This is a genomic window from Clostridium sp. JNZ J1-5 (assembly GCF_053901425.1).
In genome coordinates this window covers 1,835,734-1,855,879 of record NZ_CM132773.1, presented here as the reverse complement: position 1 = coordinate 1,855,879, position 20,146 = coordinate 1,835,734, and the positions used below count along the sequence as shown (strand labels likewise).

The 20,146-nt window shown below is 31.0% G+C and carries 19 protein-coding genes; 18 read left to right on the top strand and 1 reads right to left on the bottom strand.

Annotated elements, in window-relative coordinates:
- Window positions 1-2: 2 nt before the first annotated feature.
- From ACWW38_RS08980 to ACWW38_RS08930, 11 genes are all read left to right on the top strand, one after another.
- Entirely contained in the window at window positions 3-1,997 is a 1,995-nt protein-coding gene (locus ACWW38_RS08980) for a sigma-54-dependent Fis family transcriptional regulator (RefSeq protein WP_456257254.1), read from the top strand.
- A 255-nt stretch (window positions 1,998-2,252) separates the two neighbouring features.
- Complete coding sequence (locus ACWW38_RS08975; protein WP_456257253.1) at window positions 2,253-2,741, top strand: Na+/H+ antiporter subunit E; 489 nt, start codon at window positions 2,253-2,255, stop codon at window positions 2,739-2,741.
- Window positions 2,734-3,003, top strand: a complete 270-nt coding sequence (locus ACWW38_RS08970; protein WP_456257252.1) for a monovalent cation/H+ antiporter complex subunit F — start codon at window positions 2,734-2,736, stop codon at window positions 3,001-3,003. Before ACWW38_RS08975 ends, ACWW38_RS08970 begins: the two co-directional genes overlap by 8 nt.
- A complete protein-coding gene (mnhG, locus tag ACWW38_RS08965; protein WP_456257251.1) occupies window positions 3,000-3,320 on the top strand; it encodes a monovalent cation/H(+) antiporter subunit G in 321 nt (106 codons plus the stop codon). The genes ACWW38_RS08970 and mnhG overlap by 4 nt, the downstream gene beginning before the upstream one ends.
- Window positions 3,307-3,546 carry a hydrogenase subunit MbhD domain-containing protein gene (locus ACWW38_RS08960; protein ID WP_456257250.1) on the top strand — a complete coding sequence of 80 codons (240 nt, stop codon included), beginning with the start codon at window positions 3,307-3,309 and terminating at the stop codon, window positions 3,544-3,546. The genes mnhG and ACWW38_RS08960 overlap by 14 nt, the downstream gene beginning before the upstream one ends.
- Window positions 3,543-3,827: a hydrogen gas-evolving membrane-bound hydrogenase subunit E gene (mbhE, locus tag ACWW38_RS08955; RefSeq protein ID WP_456257249.1), complete on the top strand. Its 285-nt coding sequence runs from the start codon at window positions 3,543-3,545 to the stop codon at window positions 3,825-3,827. Before ACWW38_RS08960 ends, mbhE begins: the two co-directional genes overlap by 4 nt.
- A 21-nt stretch (window positions 3,828-3,848) precedes the next feature.
- The gene (locus ACWW38_RS08950; RefSeq protein WP_456257248.1) at window positions 3,849-4,268 is read left to right on the top strand and encodes an MnhB domain-containing protein; all 420 of its coding nucleotides are present in this window, start codon (window positions 3,849-3,851) and stop codon (window positions 4,266-4,268) included.
- Window positions 4,269-4,631 (top strand): sodium:proton antiporter, encoded by a 363-nt coding sequence (locus ACWW38_RS08945; RefSeq protein WP_456257247.1) that lies wholly within the window; start codon window positions 4,269-4,271, stop codon window positions 4,629-4,631.
- A gap of 4 nt (window positions 4,632-4,635) precedes the next feature.
- Entirely contained in the window at window positions 4,636-6,105 is a 1,470-nt protein-coding gene (locus tag ACWW38_RS08940) for a complex I subunit 5 family protein (RefSeq protein WP_456257246.1), read from the top strand.
- A 13-nt stretch (window positions 6,106-6,118) separates the two neighbouring features.
- Window positions 6,119-7,567: a complex I subunit 5 family protein gene (locus tag ACWW38_RS08935; protein WP_456257245.1), complete on the top strand. Its 1,449-nt coding sequence runs from the start codon at window positions 6,119-6,121 to the stop codon at window positions 7,565-7,567.
- Window positions 7,568-7,582: 15 nt separating this feature from the next.
- On the top strand, window positions 7,583-9,598 hold the full coding sequence (locus tag ACWW38_RS08930) for a complex I subunit 5 family protein (RefSeq protein WP_456257244.1): 2,016 nt from the start codon (window positions 7,583-7,585) through the stop codon (window positions 9,596-9,598).
- Window positions 9,599-9,690: 92 nt separating this feature from the next.
- Here ACWW38_RS08930 and ACWW38_RS08925 read toward each other — a convergent pair whose 3' ends face one another.
- The gene (locus ACWW38_RS08925; protein WP_456257243.1) at window positions 9,691-11,379 is read right to left on the bottom strand and encodes a tetratricopeptide repeat-containing diguanylate cyclase; all 1,689 of its coding nucleotides are present in this window, start codon (window positions 11,377-11,379) and stop codon (window positions 9,691-9,693) included.
- Window positions 11,380-11,648: 269 nt separating this feature from the next.
- Here ACWW38_RS08925 and ACWW38_RS08920 point away from each other — a divergent pair, with 269 nt between their 5' ends.
- The 7 genes from ACWW38_RS08920 (at window position 11,649) to ACWW38_RS08890 (ending at window position 20,133) form a co-directional block, all read left to right on the top strand.
- Window positions 11,649-12,284, top strand: a complete 636-nt coding sequence (locus ACWW38_RS08920; protein ID WP_456257242.1) for an HDIG domain-containing metalloprotein — start codon at window positions 11,649-11,651, stop codon at window positions 12,282-12,284.
- Window positions 12,285-12,451: 167 nt separating this feature from the next.
- Window positions 12,452-15,031 (top strand): EAL domain-containing protein, encoded by a 2,580-nt coding sequence (locus ACWW38_RS08915; RefSeq protein WP_456257241.1) that lies wholly within the window; start codon window positions 12,452-12,454, stop codon window positions 15,029-15,031.
- A gap of 182 nt (window positions 15,032-15,213) precedes the next feature.
- Window positions 15,214-16,665 carry an aminotransferase class I/II-fold pyridoxal phosphate-dependent enzyme gene (locus tag ACWW38_RS08910; RefSeq protein ID WP_456257240.1) on the top strand — a complete coding sequence of 484 codons (1,452 nt, stop codon included), beginning with the start codon at window positions 15,214-15,216 and terminating at the stop codon, window positions 16,663-16,665.
- A 258-nt stretch (window positions 16,666-16,923) separates the two neighbouring features.
- Window positions 16,924-17,778 (top strand): polyamine aminopropyltransferase, encoded by an 855-nt coding sequence (gene speE, locus ACWW38_RS08905; protein WP_456257239.1) that lies wholly within the window; start codon window positions 16,924-16,926, stop codon window positions 17,776-17,778.
- Window positions 17,765-18,616 (top strand): agmatinase, encoded by an 852-nt coding sequence (gene speB, locus ACWW38_RS08900; protein ID WP_456257238.1) that lies wholly within the window; start codon window positions 17,765-17,767, stop codon window positions 18,614-18,616. Before speE ends, speB begins: the two co-directional genes overlap by 14 nt.
- Window positions 18,617-18,807: 191 nt before the next feature.
- Window positions 18,808-19,248: a cytochrome b5 domain-containing protein gene (locus ACWW38_RS08895; protein WP_456257237.1), complete on the top strand. Its 441-nt coding sequence runs from the start codon at window positions 18,808-18,810 to the stop codon at window positions 19,246-19,248.
- A gap of 12 nt (window positions 19,249-19,260) precedes the next feature.
- Window positions 19,261-20,133 carry a hydrogenase small subunit gene (locus ACWW38_RS08890; protein WP_456257236.1) on the top strand — a complete coding sequence of 291 codons (873 nt, stop codon included), beginning with the start codon at window positions 19,261-19,263 and terminating at the stop codon, window positions 20,131-20,133.
- Window positions 20,134-20,146 lie beyond the last annotated feature (13 nt).

Below are 20,146 nucleotides of genomic sequence, written 5' to 3'. Positions count from 1 at the left end.
TTTTGCCTTTTAGAAATGTAATAGACAGTAATAAAAATATAATAAATAAATGGAACAAGTTTGTCACAAATGGAGTGCTGGATGATAGTAATATAAGAAAGATTATAGCTGAATCATGGAGAAGAAGTAGAAAGTATGGTGTGAATCCCCTTTCGGAAGATTTTTATATAAGGTTAGATGAAAAGGAATTAAAGAAAAGATATAGCGAGTTTATTCCATTGCTGGAAACGGCAAAACCATTTATGGAGAGCCTTTATAGAATTGTTAATGACACTGATTTTATAATAAGATTAGCAGATAAAGATGGCTATGTCTTAGAGAATATAGGTGAAGAAAAAATAGTAAACATGTATTATTCTCTGGGATTATGTGATGGATATAATATAAGCGAAGAAACAATAGGAACTAATGCAATAGGACTTTCGCTGCTTACAGGAGAGCCTATACAGGTTGTAGGGGGAGAGCACTATTTAAAGAAGTATCATGGCTTAACATCATCTGCATGTCCTATAAAGGATAAAAGTGGACATATAATAAGTGTATTAAGTATAACAGGAAGTTATAGATTAGTCCATCCTCACACCTTAGGGATGGTTGTAGCAGCGGCAGAAGCTATAGAAAAAGAAATGAAGTTAAAAGAATATAATAGTGAGCTTAAAGGTATTAATGAGAGATTTTATCAAATAACTGAATCTATTTCAGAGGGAATAGTTAGAGTGGATAATAAAGGGACTATTGTAAGTGCAAATAGATTTGCCCGTAAATTATTACTCCTTAGCGAAAACAAAATAATAGGTAAACATATTAATACTATATTGAGTACAGACAATAGACCAGATATAATTCGCAGTATCACTAGTGGAAAAAGATATGAGGAAGAAGAGGTTTACTTAAAGACGAAAAATGGTAGAAAGAAAACTTGTATTGCAAACATAACCCCAATTAAATTAAGTAATGGTGGGAAATCTGCAGGAGTAGTTATTACTTTTAGAGAGATGAAAATGGTTCATAGTTTAGTTAATAAAATAGTAGGAGCCAATGCAAAGTTTACGTTTAGTGATATACTTGGAAAAAGTGATGCTATAAATAAGGCTATAAAGCTAGCCACCAGCTCAGCAAATACTGATACAACAGTGCTCTTGCAAGGCGAAAGTGGTACAGGTAAAGAAATGTTTGCCCAAGCAATCCATAATGAAAGTGATAGAAAAGAGTATCCATTTGTGTTTTTAAACTGCGGAGCAATCCCAAGAGAACTAGTTTCAAGTGAACTTTTTGGATATATGGAAGGAGCTTTTACTGGAGCTAAAAGGGGAGGACATCCTGGGAAATTTGAATTAGCAGATGGAGGCACTATATTTCTAGATGAAATAGGAGATATGCCACTAGATGTTCAAGTGAATTTACTTAGAGTTCTTGAAGATAGAAAGGTAGTAAGAGTAGGTGGACATGATGTTATACCAGTAGATGTAAGAGTAATTGCAGCTACCAATAAGGACTTAAAAAAAGAAGTAGAGTTAGGAAATTTTAGACGGGATTTATTTTATAGAATCAATGTTATGCCTATATATACTCCTCCATTAAGAGAGAGAAAAGAGGATATAAAAATATTTATAGATCATTTCTTAGGCAAATTTAGCAAATCCACAGGAAAAAGAATAAAAAATGTAGGACAAAGCTTCTATAAAGGTATGCTTAGTTATAACTGGCCAGGGAATGTAAGAGAATTACAAAATGTAATGCAAAGAATTATGAATGTCGTAGATGATAATGTAGTACTGACAGCTAAGGATATACCATCATATATTAAGTGTAAAGAACTATCTCAAGATACAGAAGATAAGAGACAATTAGTAACTTTAGATGAAATGGAGAAGAGTTATATAAAAAAAGCTATACAGGAATATAGTGGTAATATTGCTGCAGCGTCCAAAGCACTAGGCATTGGTAGGACTACTATGTATAGAAAAATGAAAAGGTATAATATAGAAGAAACATAATAGGTGTTCCGTAATGAAACATGTGTTTCTTTATGGAACACGAAAAGAAGCAAAAAACCGAAAAATGTTCCGATGTGAAACATAAAAAGGGATAATTACATAAAATGTAATTATCCCTTTTTATGTCTGGAGATTTTTTTAGGGCCTGAACCTAGCTAAAATCAACATCTAGCAAAAAAAATGTTCTATATTCTTAATCGTTGGCATAAATATTGCTTTATAAGGTTAATGAAACGAGAAAAGGGGGTATTTAAAATGACTTTTAAAGTTATTTTATTGTATATATTGTTTTGGACAATACTATCTGAGAATAAAAGTTTAGAGAGTTTAATAATAGGAATTTTACTTTGCAGCATTGTACTATTTGCAAATAAGAATAGTTATATAGGAAAAACGTACAAGAAAAGGTTGATAAAATTTAATATGCAAATTAAATACTGGATGAACTATATATGGATATTGTTAAAAGAAATTGTAGTAGCAAATATTCATGTAGCAGCAATTGTGTTAAGTCCATCCATAAAAATATCTCCTGAGGTGGCAACGTTTACTACAAAATTGAAATCAGACTTTTACAGAACTGTGCTTGCTAACTCTATTACTTTAACGCCTGGGACACTTACGCTGGAGATGATTGGAGATGAGTTAACAGTTCACTGTCTAAAGAAAGAATATGTGGACGGTTTAGTAAATTCAAAATTTGAAGAGATTCTTTTAAAAATGGAGGATTTAATTGATGATTAAAGTATTAATCTTTGCTAGTTTATTTCTAACTTTAACTATATTTTTATGCATTTTTAGAGCAGTTAAAGGGCCTACCCCTGGAGATAGGCTCATTGCTATAAACGTTATTGGTACTAAAACTATAATATTGATTTTAATAATATCCTTTATAATACATGAAACTTATTTTATAGATGTAGCGTTAGTGTACGCTCTCATAAGTTTTATTGCGTCTATAGTTATAGCAAATTATATTAAAAAATGGGGAGGAAAGAATATATGAAATTAGCTATTATTAGTATTTTGTTATCGGGCAGTTTATTCTTTTTTCTAATTGGAACTATTGGGCTATTTAGATTTCCAGATATGCTTACAAGAGCACATAGTGCGGCAAAGTGTGATACTTTAGGAGCTATTCTAGCTTTAACAGCTTTAATAGTATTTAATGGATTCAATATAGTGAGTTTAAAGCTTCTGTTAATTATCCTATTTATTTGGATTACAAATCCTACTGCTACTCATTTAATTGCAAAAACTAGATATGAGCAGGAATGTGGGTTAATAGATGATAAGGAGATGAATAGGAATGAAGGCTTTTAGCATAATTATGATTTTGTTTTTAATAGGTTCCTCCGTTGCTGTATCTGTAATAAAAAACATTTTGGGAGCTATTATTGTATTTATGGTATATAGCCTCATAATGGCTATTCTTTGGCAGCAGTTGAATGCTCCAGATGTTGCTATAACAGAGGCTGCTGTTGGAGCAGGAATTACAACTCTTTTATTTATGCTGACACTAAAAAGAGTAAAAGGAGCTAAAAAATGAAAAAGTTAATTGCGTTCATACTTACAATTAGTTTAAGTTTAATACTACTTTTAGGACTTAATGATCTTCCTAAGTTTGGGAGTGCAGACAGTCCTTCAAATAATGAAGTAACTAAGTATTATATAGAAAATTCAGTGAGAGATACTGGAGCTACAAACATTGTTACTGGAATTATATTAGATTATAGAGCTTTTGACACATTTGTGGAAGCGAGTGTTCTATTTACGGCATCTATTATAGTAATAATGCTTTTAAAAGAGGATAGAAAGAAAATAGATTAGGTGTTAGTTAGGAGCAGTTATATGAAAAATGTAATTTTAAGAGAAGTGAGCAAAGTTATAATTCCATTCATACAAATCTTTGGAATATATGTTATTTTCAATGGACATTTAAGTCCTGGAGGTGGATTTGCTGGAGGAACAATTATTGGAGCTAGTTTCATATTATTCAGGATTGTATATGGTAAAGAAAAAACTCAAGAGAAATTAAGATATAAATATTTAGTTAGCGTATTAAGTTTTTCAATAATCATGTATGGAGTATTAAAGGGATATAGTTTTATATCTGGAGGCAGTCATCTTAATTTACCGCAGCCACCCCTAGGCACTCCGGGAAAAATATTAAGTGGAGGATTTTTACTGCCATTAAATATATTAGTTGGAACGATTGTAGCTATAACAATGTACTTTTTTTATAGTCTATTTGATGAAGGAGAAATATAAATGGAATCAATACTTACAAACTATTATGAAGCTGGAGCTATAATTCTATTTGGTGTAGGGTTTGCTACACTCTTACTACATAGTAATCTAATAAAAAAGATTATTGGACTTAATATTATGGATACAGCTGTATTTTTGTTTTTTATTGCAAAGGGATATATTGAAAACAGAGAAGCACCTATAATTGTTGGAGCTTATAAAGGCGTTAATGCATATATAAATCCAGTGCCTACAGCATTAATGCTAACAGGAATCGTTGTAGCAGTAAGTACAACAGCATTTGCACTTGCTCTCACAATAAAGGTTAATGAAAAATATGGAACAATTGAATTAGATGAAATTATGAAGATGAAGGGGGATTAATCTATTGATTACTAAGAGTTTTCCATTACTGATTATACTTATTTTATTTATTTCTTCTTTTATTATGCTAGTTATAAAAAAGAATAAAATTATAAAAACTATGAGCTTAGTATCTATGTTTGCATGCTTTATCCTATCAATAATAACTGCTATATATGTTATAAAGGAAGGGAAATTTTATTATAACGTAGGACATTTTAGTCCACCTATGGGAATTGAATTTTATATTGGAAATATTGAAGTAGTAATGGGAGTTCTCTTCACTTTTGTGGCTTTGATGATTATTTGGTATTCAGTTTATAACATTGATAGGGACATAAAAGAAAATAAGGTTTCTTTATATTACCTACTAATAAATATTTTAATAGGTTCACTATTAGGAATTGTTTATACTAATGATTTTTTCAATGCTTTTGTGTTTATAGAAATATCTACCTTAGCTTCATGTGGGATTATTGTAGTAAAAGATAAAAAAGACAATATAAAAGCTACGTTAAAGTACTTAATTATGAGCTGCCTTGGATCTGGGCTTGTCTTAATGGGAATAGCTTTTATATATTCTATGACAGGTCAGCTTAATATAACTTTTGTACACAATGAATTGATTAAGGTATATGCAGATTATCCAAAAGCTATATTAATAACCTTAGGGCTTTTCACTATTGGACTTGGAGTAAAAAGTGCTATGTTTCCGTTGCATAACTGGTTACCAGATGCCCATTCAAGTGCGCCAACTTCATCTAGTGCCATATTATCATCACTAGTTTTAAAAGCCTTTGTATTACTTCTAATTAAAGTTTTATATAGAGCTTTTGGATTTGAAATTGTAAGACAGTTTCCAGTATTAAATATAATTTTAGTACTTGGAGGTGCAGGAATGATCATAGGATCTGTTTTGGCTATATTCCAGAAGAAGATAAAAAGAATTATAGCCTATTCAAGTGTAGCTCAGATGGGATATATTTTTCTTGGAATTGGTATGGGCACTGAGCTAGGAGTTGCTGTAGCAATCTTTCACATAATAGGCCATGCTGTAACAAAATCTGCCCTATTCCTATCAGTGGGGGCTATGATAGAAGAAACAGGACATAAAGAGATTGATAAATTAAGAGGTATAGGTAAGGAAATGCCTTTTACAACTGGATTATTTTTAATGGGAGCTTTATCTATGATTGGCATACCTGTACTTCCAGGGTTTGTTAGTAAGTGGAATTTGGCTTTAGCAAGTATTGAGATAAACCAATTAGTCTTAATTATTATTATATTAGCAAGTAGTTTATTGAATGCTGTGTACTATTTCCCTATAGTTATAAATGGATTTTTCGGAGAAGAAAACTTAAAAGGCAAAGTTTATAAGTCTAAAGCTAAGCCTATAAAAGAGATACTTCCTATTTTAATTTTAATACTAGCTATGATTGGTACTGGGTTCAATTCAAGTAAAATAATAGGGCTAATTAAGATGGGAATACTTTAGGAGGTAGGACATATTGAATAATCTGATTTTGATACCGATTTTTTTCCCTGTTATTCTGGCAGTTATAATTCCTATTATGAAATTTAAAGAAAAAGAAAGAAATGTTTTTGCAGCCGTTGGGGTTATAGCTAATTTTATTATTGTAATGGCAATATTTTATGTTATAGGTGAGGGTGAGGTCCATCTATACACACTCAATGAGTTTATAGATATTTATTTTAAAATAGATAAACTAGGAATTATGTTTATATCTTTAGTATCTACACTATGGGTATTTACAACATTTTATTCTATGGAATATATGAAGCATGAGGGAAAAGAAAATAAGTTTTTTGCGTTTTTTATATTAACCTTGGGAATTACAATAGGTATAGGATTTTCAGGAAATCTATTTACATTATATATTTTTTATGAGCTATTAACGCTGGCTACTTTTCCTTTGGTTATACATACAGGCACAAAGGAAGCTCTAAATAGCGGCAAGAAGTATTTGGCTTATTCTTTTGGAGGAGCTACTCTTATTTTACTTGGTATGATATTACTATTTAGTATAACAAATAATTTAGATTTTCAGCCTCATGGAGTTATAGGAAACATACCGAGTGGAAGTTTAAATTTATACTTAGGAATATTTATAAGTATGTTTATTGGATTTGGTGTAAAAGCAGCACTTGTACCTTTTCATTCATGGCTTCCTTCAGCAATGGTAGCACCTACGCCGGTTAGCGCTTTGCTGCATGCGGTAGCGGTAGTTAAGTCTGGAGTATTTTCACTTATAAGAATGTGTTATTACATTTTTGGAGTAGATGCTTTAAGGGAGACTAAAGGAAATATATATATGAGCGTTTTAATAGTAATAACAATACTTCTAGGATCTTTATTAGCTTTGCATCAAGAAAACTTAAAAAAAAGATTGGCTTATTCAACTGTAAGTCAATTAGGATATATATTGCTTGGAATTGTCTTGCTGAATGAAAATGCTTTTATTGGAGCGCTCCTTCATTTAATTAATCATGCTGTAATAAAAATAACTTTATTCTTTGTTGTTGGTGCAATTATGTATACAACAGGAAAGAAAAACATTAGTGAAATAAGGGGTATAGGTAAGAGAATGCCAACTGCTATGTGGTGTTTTACTATTGCTTCAATATCACTTATTGGAATTCCACCTACAAATGGATTCGTAAGTAAATGGTTTTTAGCTCAAGGAGGGTTAAATGAAGGAAGGATTATATTTCCCGTGGCATTACTACTAAGCGCTGTACTAACAGCTTTATATCTTATTCCAGTAGTAACAACAGCGTTTTTTAGAAAAGCTGAAGAAGGAGAAGTTACAGTTGAAGAACCACCAAGGAAAATGCTTATTCCAATTATCATAATAACTGTAGTTATTGTTATTCTAGGGCTATTTCCTAATCCAGTAATTTCTTTTGTACAAGAAATTGCAAGAGAAGTAATGTAAAGGAGGGTGAGTGTTTTGAATCCAAATAATATGTTAGTTTTTATTATGATTTTTCCACTAATAGGTTCTTTTGTTGGATTTCTTTTAGGAAAAAAGAATGAGAAAGTCAGAGATGTTTTTAATATAATTATGACTGGAGTTACTTTTTTGGGAGTAATGCTTCTATATAGATATGTTAAGACAAATACTATAGAAGTTTCTATACCATATATTATGGGAACAGGTCTTCATTTGAAGCTTAATATGTTTCGATATATTTTTATATGGCTTACATCATTTGTATGGGTGCTTACTACAGTGTATTCTACTCAGTATCTGATAAGCTATAAAAATAGAAATAGATACTATCTATTCTTCATGCTCACCCTATGGAGTACTATAGGAGTTTTTGTATCAGAAAACTTTTTAAATTTATTTACATTCTTTGAGATAATGTCGCTTACATCCTATGCATTAATTATACATGATGAAGATGATTATTCTCATGAAGCTGGAGATACCTATATTGTTATGGCTATTACCGGTGGATTAATTTTGCTTATGGGATTGTTCCTTCTATTCGATTACACAAAAACTTTAGATATCATGGAATTACAAACAGCATTTAAAAGTTTAGGTAATGTAAAATATTTTATAGTTTCATTAATCATTATAGGATTTGGAGTAAAGGCTGGAATGGTGCCACTACACGTATGGCTCCCTAAAGCTCATCCTGCTGCACCTGCACCTGCTAGTGCGGTATTATCAGGTATTCTACTTAAAACAGGTATATTTGGAATCTTAGTTACTGTGGAAATAATTATGGAGGGAGACCTTATTGTATCTACCGTAATATTAATTCTAGGATTTATTAACATGCTGGTAGGTGGATTCTTAGCAATGTTTCAAAGAAATATAAAAAGAATACTTGCATATAGCAGTATGAGCCAAATTGGATATATCCTTATGGGAATTGGACTTATTGGAATACTAAAAGATCATAGAGAAATGGCTGTTTATGCTACTTTATATCATATTATAAATCATGCTATATTTAAGGTGTTACTATTTATGGGTGCTGGTGTTATATATATGGCGCTTCATGAATTAAGCATAAATAAAATTGGAGGATTTGGAAGAAATAAAAAAATACTTAAAGTCATATTTTTAATTGGTCTATGTGCTATTATTGGAATGCCTGGATTCAATGGATTTGCTAGTAAAACAATGTTGCATCATGCTTTAGCAGAAGCAGAAAATGTATACGGAGGAACTATAGCTGTTATTACCGAAGTTGTATTTACTATTAGCAGCAGTTTTACAGTAGCATATCTGTTAAAAATATTTATGGCTGTTTTTGTAGATAAGAGCAATAATGATATAGAAAAAGAGAAAACAAAAATTACTGGAAGAGCCATGGTACCTATGGGTATTTTGGCTGCAATAATTATTTATATAGGTATTCAACCAGGAAAAATATTAAATGTTTTGGAAGGGGCTGTATCTTCATTTGGAGTTTCAGGAGGGATAGAACCGCACTTCTATACTATTGGGAATATAAAAAGTTCTGCTATTACAATTTTCCTTGGAATACTTATATATGTATACTTTGTTAGAAGATATCTAAGAAAAGGTTCGGGAGATAGTTGGCAGTATGAAAATATAGCTCTTAATTGGTTTAGTATAGAAAAAGGGGTGTATATACCACTAGGCAGATGGTTGTTTAATGTTAGTTCATTTGTTTTAAAAGGAATAGATCAAAGTGTTATAAAAGGAGTATCAATGCTGGGAAATAGTTTAATAGCTCTAGGAAATAAAAAGTTTAGACTTAAGAAATCTATTGAAAGTAAGATAAATGGGATGCCTTTACCGGATAGGATTAACAATTTGAAGGATATACAAGAAAATACCAATTTAGAAGATAGGATAGATGCAGTGCGAAGTGTAAATGAGCAAATAGGAGAATTAAGCAGAAGATTAAATAGTGTTACTTACTCAATATTTATTTTTGCAGCTGTTCTTGTAGCATGTCTATTTATTATGATAAGCTAATTAGGTATAAATAAGCAGGAGAGAATATTTCTCCTGCTTATTTTATTAGAATATAAACTGTCTAGAAATATATTAAAGTATCATATTAAGCATCAACCTGATGATTTTACAACGCAATTTCTAGTAGATTTCTTACCTTTGTATAAAGCTTCATCTGCTAAAGCTATACAACTTTCCACGGTCATTTCTTTGTTATATTCACAAACTCCAAATGTTAATGTTATAGATAAACTTTGATTATTATACACATATGCTCTATTTGATATAGTCTTTCTTATCTTTTCTGATAATTGGTAACCCTCCTCTAATGAAGTCTCAGGCAGGAAAAATAGAAATTCCTCTCCTCCCCATCTAGCCAAACAATCAGATTTCCTAAGCATAAGAGCCATATCTTTTGCAATTGATTTCAATACAAAATCTCCACAGGCATGTCCATATTTATCGTTAAAAGTTTTAAAATAATCTACATCTGACAAGACTACAACAAAAGGATTTTTATATTTTTTAAAACGAATTACTTCATAATTTATTTTGTCAAGAATATACATTCTATTCCAGACTTTTGTAAGATAATCTGTTTTAGCCATTAGCTCAAGTTTTTTATAAGCTTCTAGTAAATACTTATTTTTTTGCTTTATTTCATCATTGGCATTTCTTAAATCTCTATTTGCCTTCACCAGCTCAACATTTTTTAGTTTATATATTTCTTTTTCCTTTTCTTTTCTTTCTAATTCATATTTATTTTGTATTATAAGAACCTTTTTTTTGCTATCTTCTGTAAATATGCTATCTTTAACCTGAGAATGAAGTTTGAAATATTCTAAGGCTTTCTTATAATCACATTTTTTAGCATAGTAATTAGAAAGAGCTACATAAATTTCATTTATAATCTTTTTTACCTTTACTTTTTTTGCTATTTCTAGGCTGCGTTCTAAGCAATCTAAAGCTTTTGTATATCTTTCTATTTTTAAGTAAAGGTTTCCGATATAAAGTAGATTTGTAGCAACACCGCCCTTGTAGCCTATAGTTTGATGAACATCTAAAGATTTGTAGTAATATTCCAAAGCTTCAGCATATCTATGTGAGTCGCTATATAAAGAGCCAATATTTATAAGTGCAGCTGCCTGGACATCTTTTACATTGTGTTTATTGGCAATTTTAAGGGCTTCATTGTAATACTCAAGAGCCTTGTTATCCTGTTTCAAATTTTTATAGACTAACCCTATAGTTACACAGGCACTAGCCATGCCAGCGTGGTTATTTAGATTTTTGTGCATAGGAAGGCACTTATTGCAAAATTCTAGAGATTTATCGTAGTCTTCTAGACACCAATATATTATTCCTATTTTTCTTAAGCAATTGGCAATGCCATCTTTATTGCCTAACTCCTCTTCGTATTTTAATGATCTAAAGTAATATTCAAGGGCAGTATAGTAATCACTTAAGTTTCCATAGGCGGTACCTAAATTATCTAAGGTACTGGCAATTTCTTTATTATCATTGGTGCTTTGAAAGAACTTTAAAGCTTTTAAAGAAAAATCTATGCTTCTTTCACAATTTCCTAAGTAAACATGTATTAAGCCAATATTTTTAAGAGCTATAAATTCTCCTTTTATGTAAGATAATTGTTTTGAAAGCTCTAAAGCTTCGGTGGCGTAGTTAAATGCTTTGATAGGTGAAATTTCCACAGGATATGATGATATTAGATTTAGTGTATCTATTTTCTCTTCGTCAGAAATAAATTGCAAGCGTTTTTCCAAATCAGAAATATTAATATTCATATATTCTCTTCTTTCCAAATTGTTTTAAGGTAAATATAATACAGAATAAAATATTTGAATTGATAAACCATTATATAAACACTTACTTCCATATTAGAGTATAAAAGTATATTTTTTTTAATCTTATCAGTTATCAATTGATTTGTCTATTATAAAAATTCATATTTTTCACATGTACTTTTAAATTAAAATCTATTAGGAATTTATAAATATTCTCTACTGATAAAAGAGATAATAGTATTAGATTAAAACTAGGAGGTTAAATTTACGTGGAAGATAAAAAAATATTGTTTCAAGAAATAGACAAACATTTAATGAATGATGAAAAACCATCAAGATATTTTTATAAAATTCTTAATGATGAATATTTTTTTAAAGAATATCCCTTCAATATGATAGCTAAATTAACAGATATATCACAGTCACCTAAATATCATCCAGAAGGAAGTGTGTGGAATCATGCAATGCTAGTTGTAGATAATGCTGCCCAGAGAAAGGGTTCAAGCAAATATCCACGAGCATTTATGTGGGGGGCTTTATTGCATGACATTGGGAAGCCGCCTACTACAAGAGTAAGGAAAGGCAAGATAACTTCTTATGATCATGATATAGTTGGTTCAAAAATGGCTAGGGAGTTTTTACAATTTTTTAATGAAGAAGAAAAGTTTATTGAGGTAGTAACTTCTTTAGTAAGATGGCATATGCAGGCACTTTTTGTAGTTAAAGATCTACCGTTTGCTGATGTGAAAAAAATGGTTTCAGAAGTAGATATAGATGAAATAGCTTTATTAACTTTATGCGATAGATTGGGAAGGGGATCGATGACAGAAGATAAGATAAGTGAGGAAGAAGAGAATATAAAAATTTTTATAAGAAAGTGCAAGGAATGCATAGCATATGTGTAGAAATATTATTTGTCAAAATATAAAACTAAGTCAAATATATATATCAATTTAAAAAATTAGATGATTAAGAAAATTTATTAGTATGATATAATATAGTGAAATTAAGAAATTATAGAAAGATTTTATATAAATTAGTGGATATATAATGAATTATTTAGGGGGAGCTTATGAAAAAATGTATAGTTAATTTAAAACTAAGCATAAAGAAAAAATTATTAATTGTTGCAACATTTCTTCTAGTTGCTCCCACCCTATTTTTAGGCATAACCAGCTACAGATATGCAAAAGTTGAGTTAGATAAAAAAGGACAAACTATACTAAAAAATGTAGTTAATTCAGCTATAGAATTGATTAGTCAAAAGCAACAGGAAGTAATGGAGGGTAAGGTTAGTCTTGAAGAAGCGCAAGAACAAGTGAAAATATCTTTGATCGGAAAGAAAAATAGTGATGGAGTTACAAGAGAAATAAGTACAAATGCCGATTTAGGTAAAAACGGATATTTTGCCGTATATAATAAAGAAGGATATGAGGTGGCCCATCCACTATTAGAGGGTAAGTATGTTTTAAATGAAACTAGTAAAAGCAAGGATAAATTATATTTAGTTAGAGATTGTATAGAGAAGGCAGATAATGGAGGCGGATTTACATATTATTATTGGCAGGTGCCCAAAAGTAATGTAGTTGAACGGAAAATAGCATATACAGCCCTAGACACTAACTGGGGTTGGTATTTAAGTGCCAGTTCCTATATGTCTAGTTTTAACAGTGGGGCAGAAAAGATATGGAAAGGATTAATTCTCACTCTTATAACAGCTATTTCTATAGGAGCAGTAATAATTATTATATTTGCAAAAGATATAGCAGTTCCTATTATTGAATTAGGAGACTTTGTATTAGCAATAAAAGAAGGCAACTATGGGGCATGTATGGCTAAAGGCATATTAAAAAGAAAAGATGAAATAGGTATGCTAGCTAGAGCAACAGATAGTATGAATAAACAACTAATAGAAAGTTTTGAAAAATTATACTCACAGAATAATGTACTAGAAAATGAGATTAAAGAAAGAAAAAAAGCAGAGTTAAGGCTATCTATTACATATGAGGTAATTGAGAATTCTAAGGAAGCTATTTTTATAGCAGATAGTAAGCAACGGTTTATCTATATAAATAAATCTTTTTCAAGATTAACTGGGTACTCAGAAGAAGAGACATTGAATAGAAGAATAAATGAGGTAGCAAGAAATAACACTAATATCTATACTGAGGTAACAGAACAGTTAAATGAAAACGGAGCTTGGGCTGGAGAGTTCTATGAGGTAAATAAAGATGGACAAAGGTATCCTGTATTTCTTTCTATAAAAAGTATAAAAAGCGAACATAGCAATGAAGTACATTATATTGGTATATTTGAAGATCTTACTTTATTAAAAGCTAACGAAGAAAATATTAACTACTTAAAGAAATATGATGCTCTTACCGGATTACCACAAAAGTCTATATTTATTGAAAAACTAGATAGGATAATAAATGAGGGCAAAAGTAAGAATAAGATTATAGGAGTTATGACCTTAGGATTAGATGATTTCAAATTTATAAATGAAGCAATGGGGCATCTATCAGGTGATACTTTGTTATTCCAATTATCTGAGAGATTAAGGGAATATATAGAGAACAATGATGATTTAGCAAGAATAACGGGAGACGAATTTGCTATTATTTTAGATAATATAACAAAAATTCATCAGATTACAGATATGGCTAATAGAATATTAGGCATATTTTCAAAACCTTTTATAATTCAAGGAAAAGAGATATTTGTTACAGCAAGTATAGGAATAAGTATATATCCTGTTGATGGTTCTCAGGCAGAAGTACTAATTATGAATGCAACATCAGCTCAAAATCATGTAAAGAAGAATGGAAAGAATAACTACCAGCTGTATTCAAAGAAGATGAATGAAGATGCGTATGAAACATTAGAGATGATAACTTCACTTAGACATGCAATAGATAAAGAAGAATTTATTCTTCATTATCAACCACAAGTAAATTTAGCTACTGGAAATATCACTGGAATGGAAGCGTTAATTAGGTGGAATCATCCTACTTTAGGGCTTCTATATCCAGATAAGTTTATTTCACTAGCAGAAAAGACTGGTATGATTGTCCCTATGAGTGAATGGGTATTAAAGGAAGCATGTGAACAGAATAAAAAATGGCATAACAAAGGATATGATAATTTGCTGGTAGCCGTAAACCTCTCTGCAATACAGTTTAAGAAAAAGGATCTAGCAAAGAAGATAAAAGAAATATTAGAAACTACAAAAATTTCGCCAAAATGTTTAGAAATAGAGATAACAGAAGGTATCTTAATGGAAAATGTTGAACAAGCTATAGAAGTGTTATCGGAGCTAAAGGAGATAGGAGTTAATATTGCTATAGATGATTTTGGAACAGGATATTCTTCATTAAATTATCTAAGACAATTCCCTATAGATAGATTAAAGATAGATCGATCATTTATAATGGGAATACCAGATATTGATAATGGCTCTATTGCTAACATAATTATAGAATTAGCTAAAAGTTTAAATTTAAAAGTTATAGCTGAAGGAGTAGAGACAATAGAGCATTTGAGATTTCTTAAAGAGAGAAATTGTGATGAAATGCAGGGATATTATTTTAGCAAACCTTTATCCGTAGACAAGATAAATTGTATGTTATCTAATGACAATAGATTAGAGTAAAAATAGGCTAAATGGAAACTATAAGAGTATTAACACTTTTTGAAGTGTTAATACTCTTTAAATTTGTAAAATGCAGTAAAAATGTTTAAAAAATATTATATTGACATTGCTATACCCATGGTATAACATATGTTTGTTGTAGTTTTAAAGGTGCTAATTTTGCAGAAAAAAGGTGGTTAGAGATGATATACAATCAAAATAAAACTCCATTATTTGATGCATTGAAAGAATATGATAAAAGACAGGTTATTCCCTTTGATGTTCCTGGGCATAAGCATGGAAAAGGAATCCCAGAATTTGCGGAATTTGTCGGGAATAAAGTATTAGAGATAGATGTAAATTCTATGAAATCATTAGATAATATCAGTAGTCCTATAAGTGTTATAAAAGAGGCTGAGGAGCTAATGGCAGATGCTTATTACTCAGATCATGCATTTTTTCTAGTTAATGGAACATCAGCTGGTGTTCAAGCTATGATTATGAGTGTATGTAATCCAGGAGAAAAAATAATAATGCCAAGAAATGCTCACAAATCTGCAATTAATGGACTTATACTAAGTGGAGCTATACCTGTATATGTGCAACCAGAAACCAATGATAGATTAGGTATAGCAATGGGAGTATCAGTAGAAAGTGTTGAAAGAGCTATAGCAAAAAATCCCGATGTGAAAGCAGTTTTTTTAATTAATCCTACATATTATGGTGCTATTTCAGATATTAAAGCAATAATAAAGATAGCACATAAACATGGAATGGCAGTTGTAGTTGATGAAGCTCATGGAGCTCATTTTGGATTTCATGATGAACTTCCGCCAGGAGCAATGGAACTCGGCGCGGATATGGCTGCAGTAAGCTTACATAAAACAGGTGGTTCTTTAACACAAAGTTCAGTTTTGTTATTGAATGAAGGATTTATTGATAAAAATCACGTTAAAACTATATTAAATTTAACCCAAACAACTAGTGCATCTTATTTATTAATGTCAAGCTTAGATGTAGCAAGAAAAATGCTAGTTGTACGCGGAAAAGAAGTCTTTTCTAAAATTTTAGGATTGACAAGATGGGCAAGAGAAGAAATTAATAAGATTAATGGACTATATGCTTTTGGCAAGGAGCTAATTGGAGAACCAGGAGTTTGCGATTTTGATGAAACTAAATTAGGTATCAATGTAGCTGGTCTAGGTATCACTGGATTTAAGGCTTATGATATACTAAGGGATGAATATAATATACAAGTAGAGCTTGGAGACGTATTTAATATATTAGCAGTTGTAAGCGTAGGTGATGATGAAACATCATTAAAGATGCTTATAGATGCTTTAAGAGATATGAGCCAAAAATATAAAAGCAGTGAGATGAAGTTTGGAAAAGTAACTTTAGAAAATCCAGAAGTTATAGTTTCCCCAAGAGATGCATTTTATGCTAGTAAGAAATTTATTAGGTTAGAGGATGCAGAAGGAGAAATAAGTGGAGAATCTATTATGGCCTACCCACCAGGAATACCAATAGTTACTCCAGGAGAAAGAATAAGCTGTGAAATGATAAATTATATAAAATATATAAAAAATCAACACAGTTTAATAACAGATACAGAGGACCCTAATGTAAAGTATATTAAGGTTTTAGGAATATAGGTAAGTAGTAGATAAATTTTAATTATATGTTAGGATAAAGTTGGTACTTGATTTACTTCCCGCTTTATCCTTTTATTGTTACATGATTTGGGTATTGGTATTATGAGCAAAAGTTATAAAAACGTATTGACAATTATGAAAAAAATAGTATATTTGTTGTAGGTAAGCTTAAAGCTTATAATAAGTCAAATAATACATAACTTAATAGCTAATACACATACCCATGGATTGATTTTAAATGCTGAGGAGGTCTGCAATATGGAATTATGGTATACAGAGATGCATACTGAAAATGCTAAATTTTCAATTAAAGTTGAAAAGCAAATTTATTCAGGAAAGAGCCCATTTCAACAAATTGATATTTTTGAAACAGAAGAGTTCGGAAGATTGCTAACAATAGATGGATTAGTAATGTTGACAGAAAAAGATGAGTTTATATATCATGACATGATAACCCATGTTGCCATGGCAACAAACCCTGACATAAAGAAAGTATTAGTTATAGGAGCAGGTGACGGAGGTACAGTTAGAGAGTTAACAAGATATAGTACTATAGAAAAAATAGATATGGTTGAAATTGATGAGTTAGTTGTTAAAGCTTCAAAGGAATTTTTACCTTTTACAGCTTCTAAATTAGATGATCCAAGAGTAAATTTATATTTTGAAGATGGAATTAAGTTTGTAGATGGAAAAAATAATATGTATGACTTAATTATTGTTGATTCAACTGATCCAATAGGACCAGGAGAAGGACTTTTTACAACTGAATTCTATACAAATTGCTACAATGCACTTACTGAAAAAGGAATATTAGTTAATCAAAATGAAAGTCCTTATTATGCTCATAATGCAAGGGAAATGAAAAGAGCTCATAGTAAAATTAAAAAGATCTTCCCTATAGCAAAAGCATATCAATATCACATACCAACATATCCTTCAGGACACTGGCTATTTGGCTTTGCGTCAAAGGCATTAGACCCTATAAAAGATTTAAATGCAGAAAGATGGAATAGTTTAGGATTAAAAACCAGATACTATAATACTGAACTACATGTAGGAGCTTTTGCTCTTCCAAATTACGTTAAGGAGATGTTAGAGGATGCAGAGAAATAAAAACGTATCAACATTTTTAGGATTTGATAATGATTACGATGAATCAAAAATAGTTGTTTTTGGAGCACCATTTGATGGTACTACATCTTTTAGGCCAGGGACTAGATTTGCTCCAGATGTAATGAGAAGTGAATCATATGGTCTTGAAACATATAGTCCATATTTTGATAGAGACTTAGTAGATGTAAATATATTTGATGCCGGAGATTTACAATTTCCTTTTGGAAATACAGAAAAGGTATTAAAGTCAATAAAAGAATTTACACAAAGCATAGTACAAGACGATAAGATTCCACTTATGATAGGTGGAGAGCATTTAGTTACCTATCCAGCAGTAGAAGCAGTATTTGAAAAGTATAAAGACTTACATATAATACACTTCGATGCTCATACAGATCTTAGGGATGAATTTAAAGGTGAAAGATTATCTCATGCTACTGTTCTAAGAAGAATATGGGACTTTGTAGGAGATGGAAAGATGTATCACTTTGGAATAAGATCTGGAGACGGGGACGAATTTAGATGGGCTGAAAAACACGTGAAGTTAACAAAGTTCAATACAAATGGTCTTAAAGAAGCAGTTAAAGAAATAGGTGATAAACCTGTTTATATAACAATCGACTTAGATGTATTAGATCCATCTATATTCCCAGGAACAGGTACACCAGAAGCAGGTGGGATTACTTTTAATGAAATGATGGAAGCATTACAAGATATGAAAGGTTTAAATGTTGTAGGTGCTGATTTAGTAGAATTGTCCCCACACTATGACCCAAGTGGAGTTTCTAATGCTGTTGCATGTAAAATACTAAGAGAGTTAGTATTATCAATAGACTAAAAAATAGAATATAAGTTAAATAAACATAGGCTACTTGAAAAGAATTCTTTTCAAGTAGCCTATGTCTATTTCAAGGGTTATCCAATGAAAGTTTACATTTATGTAAGTTATACGAGCAGGGTATATAGCATATTATTTAAAGTAACTATTAGTAGAATAAACCATTGATATATAGAATAAGGGGTGGGGATATGGATTCAACAGGTTATAGAAAACTAGTAAAGGATATGGAACGTAATATTGTTAGCCTTCAACAATTTGGGCTTAATTGCAGACATATGAAGGAAAAAACCTATTGGGATAATTTAATTGGTAAGGAAATGTATAGAAAATGCATTCTAGAAGAGTTTATAAGAAATATGGAGCGATGGGATACTGTAATGAGGCAAGACAAATCCGAAGAGAAAGTTTTTACAGTGGGAGAGCTTTCAAAGTACACAGGTAAAAATGGAATGCCAGCTTATATAGCAGTAAATGGAATAGTATATGATATAACCTTCGAGGCAGCATGGGCAGCAGGAACACATTTTGGGCTCACTGCTGGAAAAGATTTAAGTAATGAATTTAAGTCTTGCCATAATGTACAAACAATTTTAGATAAGTTAAAAAAAGTAGGAGTGCTTCAAAAGTAAGGAGGAAAGTTAGTGAGTGAAAAAGAATGCCCTTTATTAAAGTCAAAATCTCTAACTGCAAGAAGTTTAATAGATACAGTTACGACAGAAATCAAAAGTGGACACAAAAGAAAGATGAATTTAATATGGCTTGAAGTTTGCGGCTGTTCTGGAAATATAATTTCTTTACTAGATGGAGATGCACCTAGTGTAGGGTATTTTTTAAGACAGATGGTAAACCTGAAATATAATAATAGCTTGATGGCAAAAGAAGGAGAAAGAGCCTATGAAGAATTTTTAAATACTTTGGATACAGAATTTATTTTAGCAATTGATGGTGCAGTATCTATTAAAGATGAGGGGCTCTACAATATAATTGCTAAGTATAAAGGGAAAAGTATTACAGGAATGGAAGCGGTAAAATTAGCAGGAGAAAAGGCAAAGTATGTACTTGCTGTTGGAACCTGTGCTTCATTTGGAGGAATATCCGCTGCACGTCCTAATCCCAGCGGATGTATTAGTGTAGGGAATTTTCTTACAAGAGAGGTTATAAACACACCAGGTTGTCCTTGTCATCCGGATTGGGTGATGGGAACTATAGCTCATTTAATGCTATTTGGGAAACCGGAACTAGATACAGATAATAGACCAATAGTATTTTATGGAGCAACCATACATGATTTTTGTACTAGAAGATCATTTTTCGATAATAAAATATTTGCTAATTCTGTGGGAGACAAAGAGTGTATGTTTAAAATAGGTTGCCGTGGGCCGGTTACAAGAACAGATTGTCCCACAAGAAGATGGAATGAAAGAGTTAATTGGCCTATAGGAGATAATACTCCTTGCATAGGGTGTGCACAAAAAGGATTTCCAGATGGCATGGAACCTTTCATAAATATATAGTTAGAAGGTGATT

Coding starts and splice junctions, on each gene's coding strand:
- speB (WP_456257238.1), top strand. CDS start 17,765: ATGCAGAGAAATAAAAACGTATCAACATTTTTAGGATTTGATAATGAT.
- ACWW38_RS08895 (WP_456257237.1), top strand. CDS start 18,808: ATGGATTCAACAGGTTATAGAAAACTAGTAAAGGATATGGAACGTAAT.
- ACWW38_RS08910 (WP_456257240.1), top strand. CDS start 15,214: ATGATATACAATCAAAATAAAACTCCATTATTTGATGCATTGAAAGAA.
- speE (WP_456257239.1), top strand. CDS start 16,924: ATGGAATTATGGTATACAGAGATGCATACTGAAAATGCTAAATTTTCA.
- mbhE (WP_456257249.1), top strand. CDS start 3,543: ATGAAAAAGTTAATTGCGTTCATACTTACAATTAGTTTAAGTTTAATA.
- ACWW38_RS08960 (WP_456257250.1), top strand. CDS start 3,307: ATGAAGGCTTTTAGCATAATTATGATTTTGTTTTTAATAGGTTCCTCC.
- mnhG (WP_456257251.1), top strand. CDS start 3,000: ATGAAATTAGCTATTATTAGTATTTTGTTATCGGGCAGTTTATTCTTT.
- ACWW38_RS08925 (WP_456257243.1), bottom strand. CDS start 11,379: ATGAATATTAATATTTCTGATTTGGAAAAACGCTTGCAATTTATTTCT.
- ACWW38_RS08915 (WP_456257241.1), top strand. CDS start 12,452: ATGAAAAAATGTATAGTTAATTTAAAACTAAGCATAAAGAAAAAATTA.
- ACWW38_RS08970 (WP_456257252.1), top strand. CDS start 2,734: ATGATTAAAGTATTAATCTTTGCTAGTTTATTTCTAACTTTAACTATA.
- ACWW38_RS08950 (WP_456257248.1), top strand. CDS start 3,849: ATGAAAAATGTAATTTTAAGAGAAGTGAGCAAAGTTATAATTCCATTC.
- ACWW38_RS08975 (WP_456257253.1), top strand. CDS start 2,253: ATGACTTTTAAAGTTATTTTATTGTATATATTGTTTTGGACAATACTA.
- ACWW38_RS08945 (WP_456257247.1), top strand. CDS start 4,269: ATGGAATCAATACTTACAAACTATTATGAAGCTGGAGCTATAATTCTA.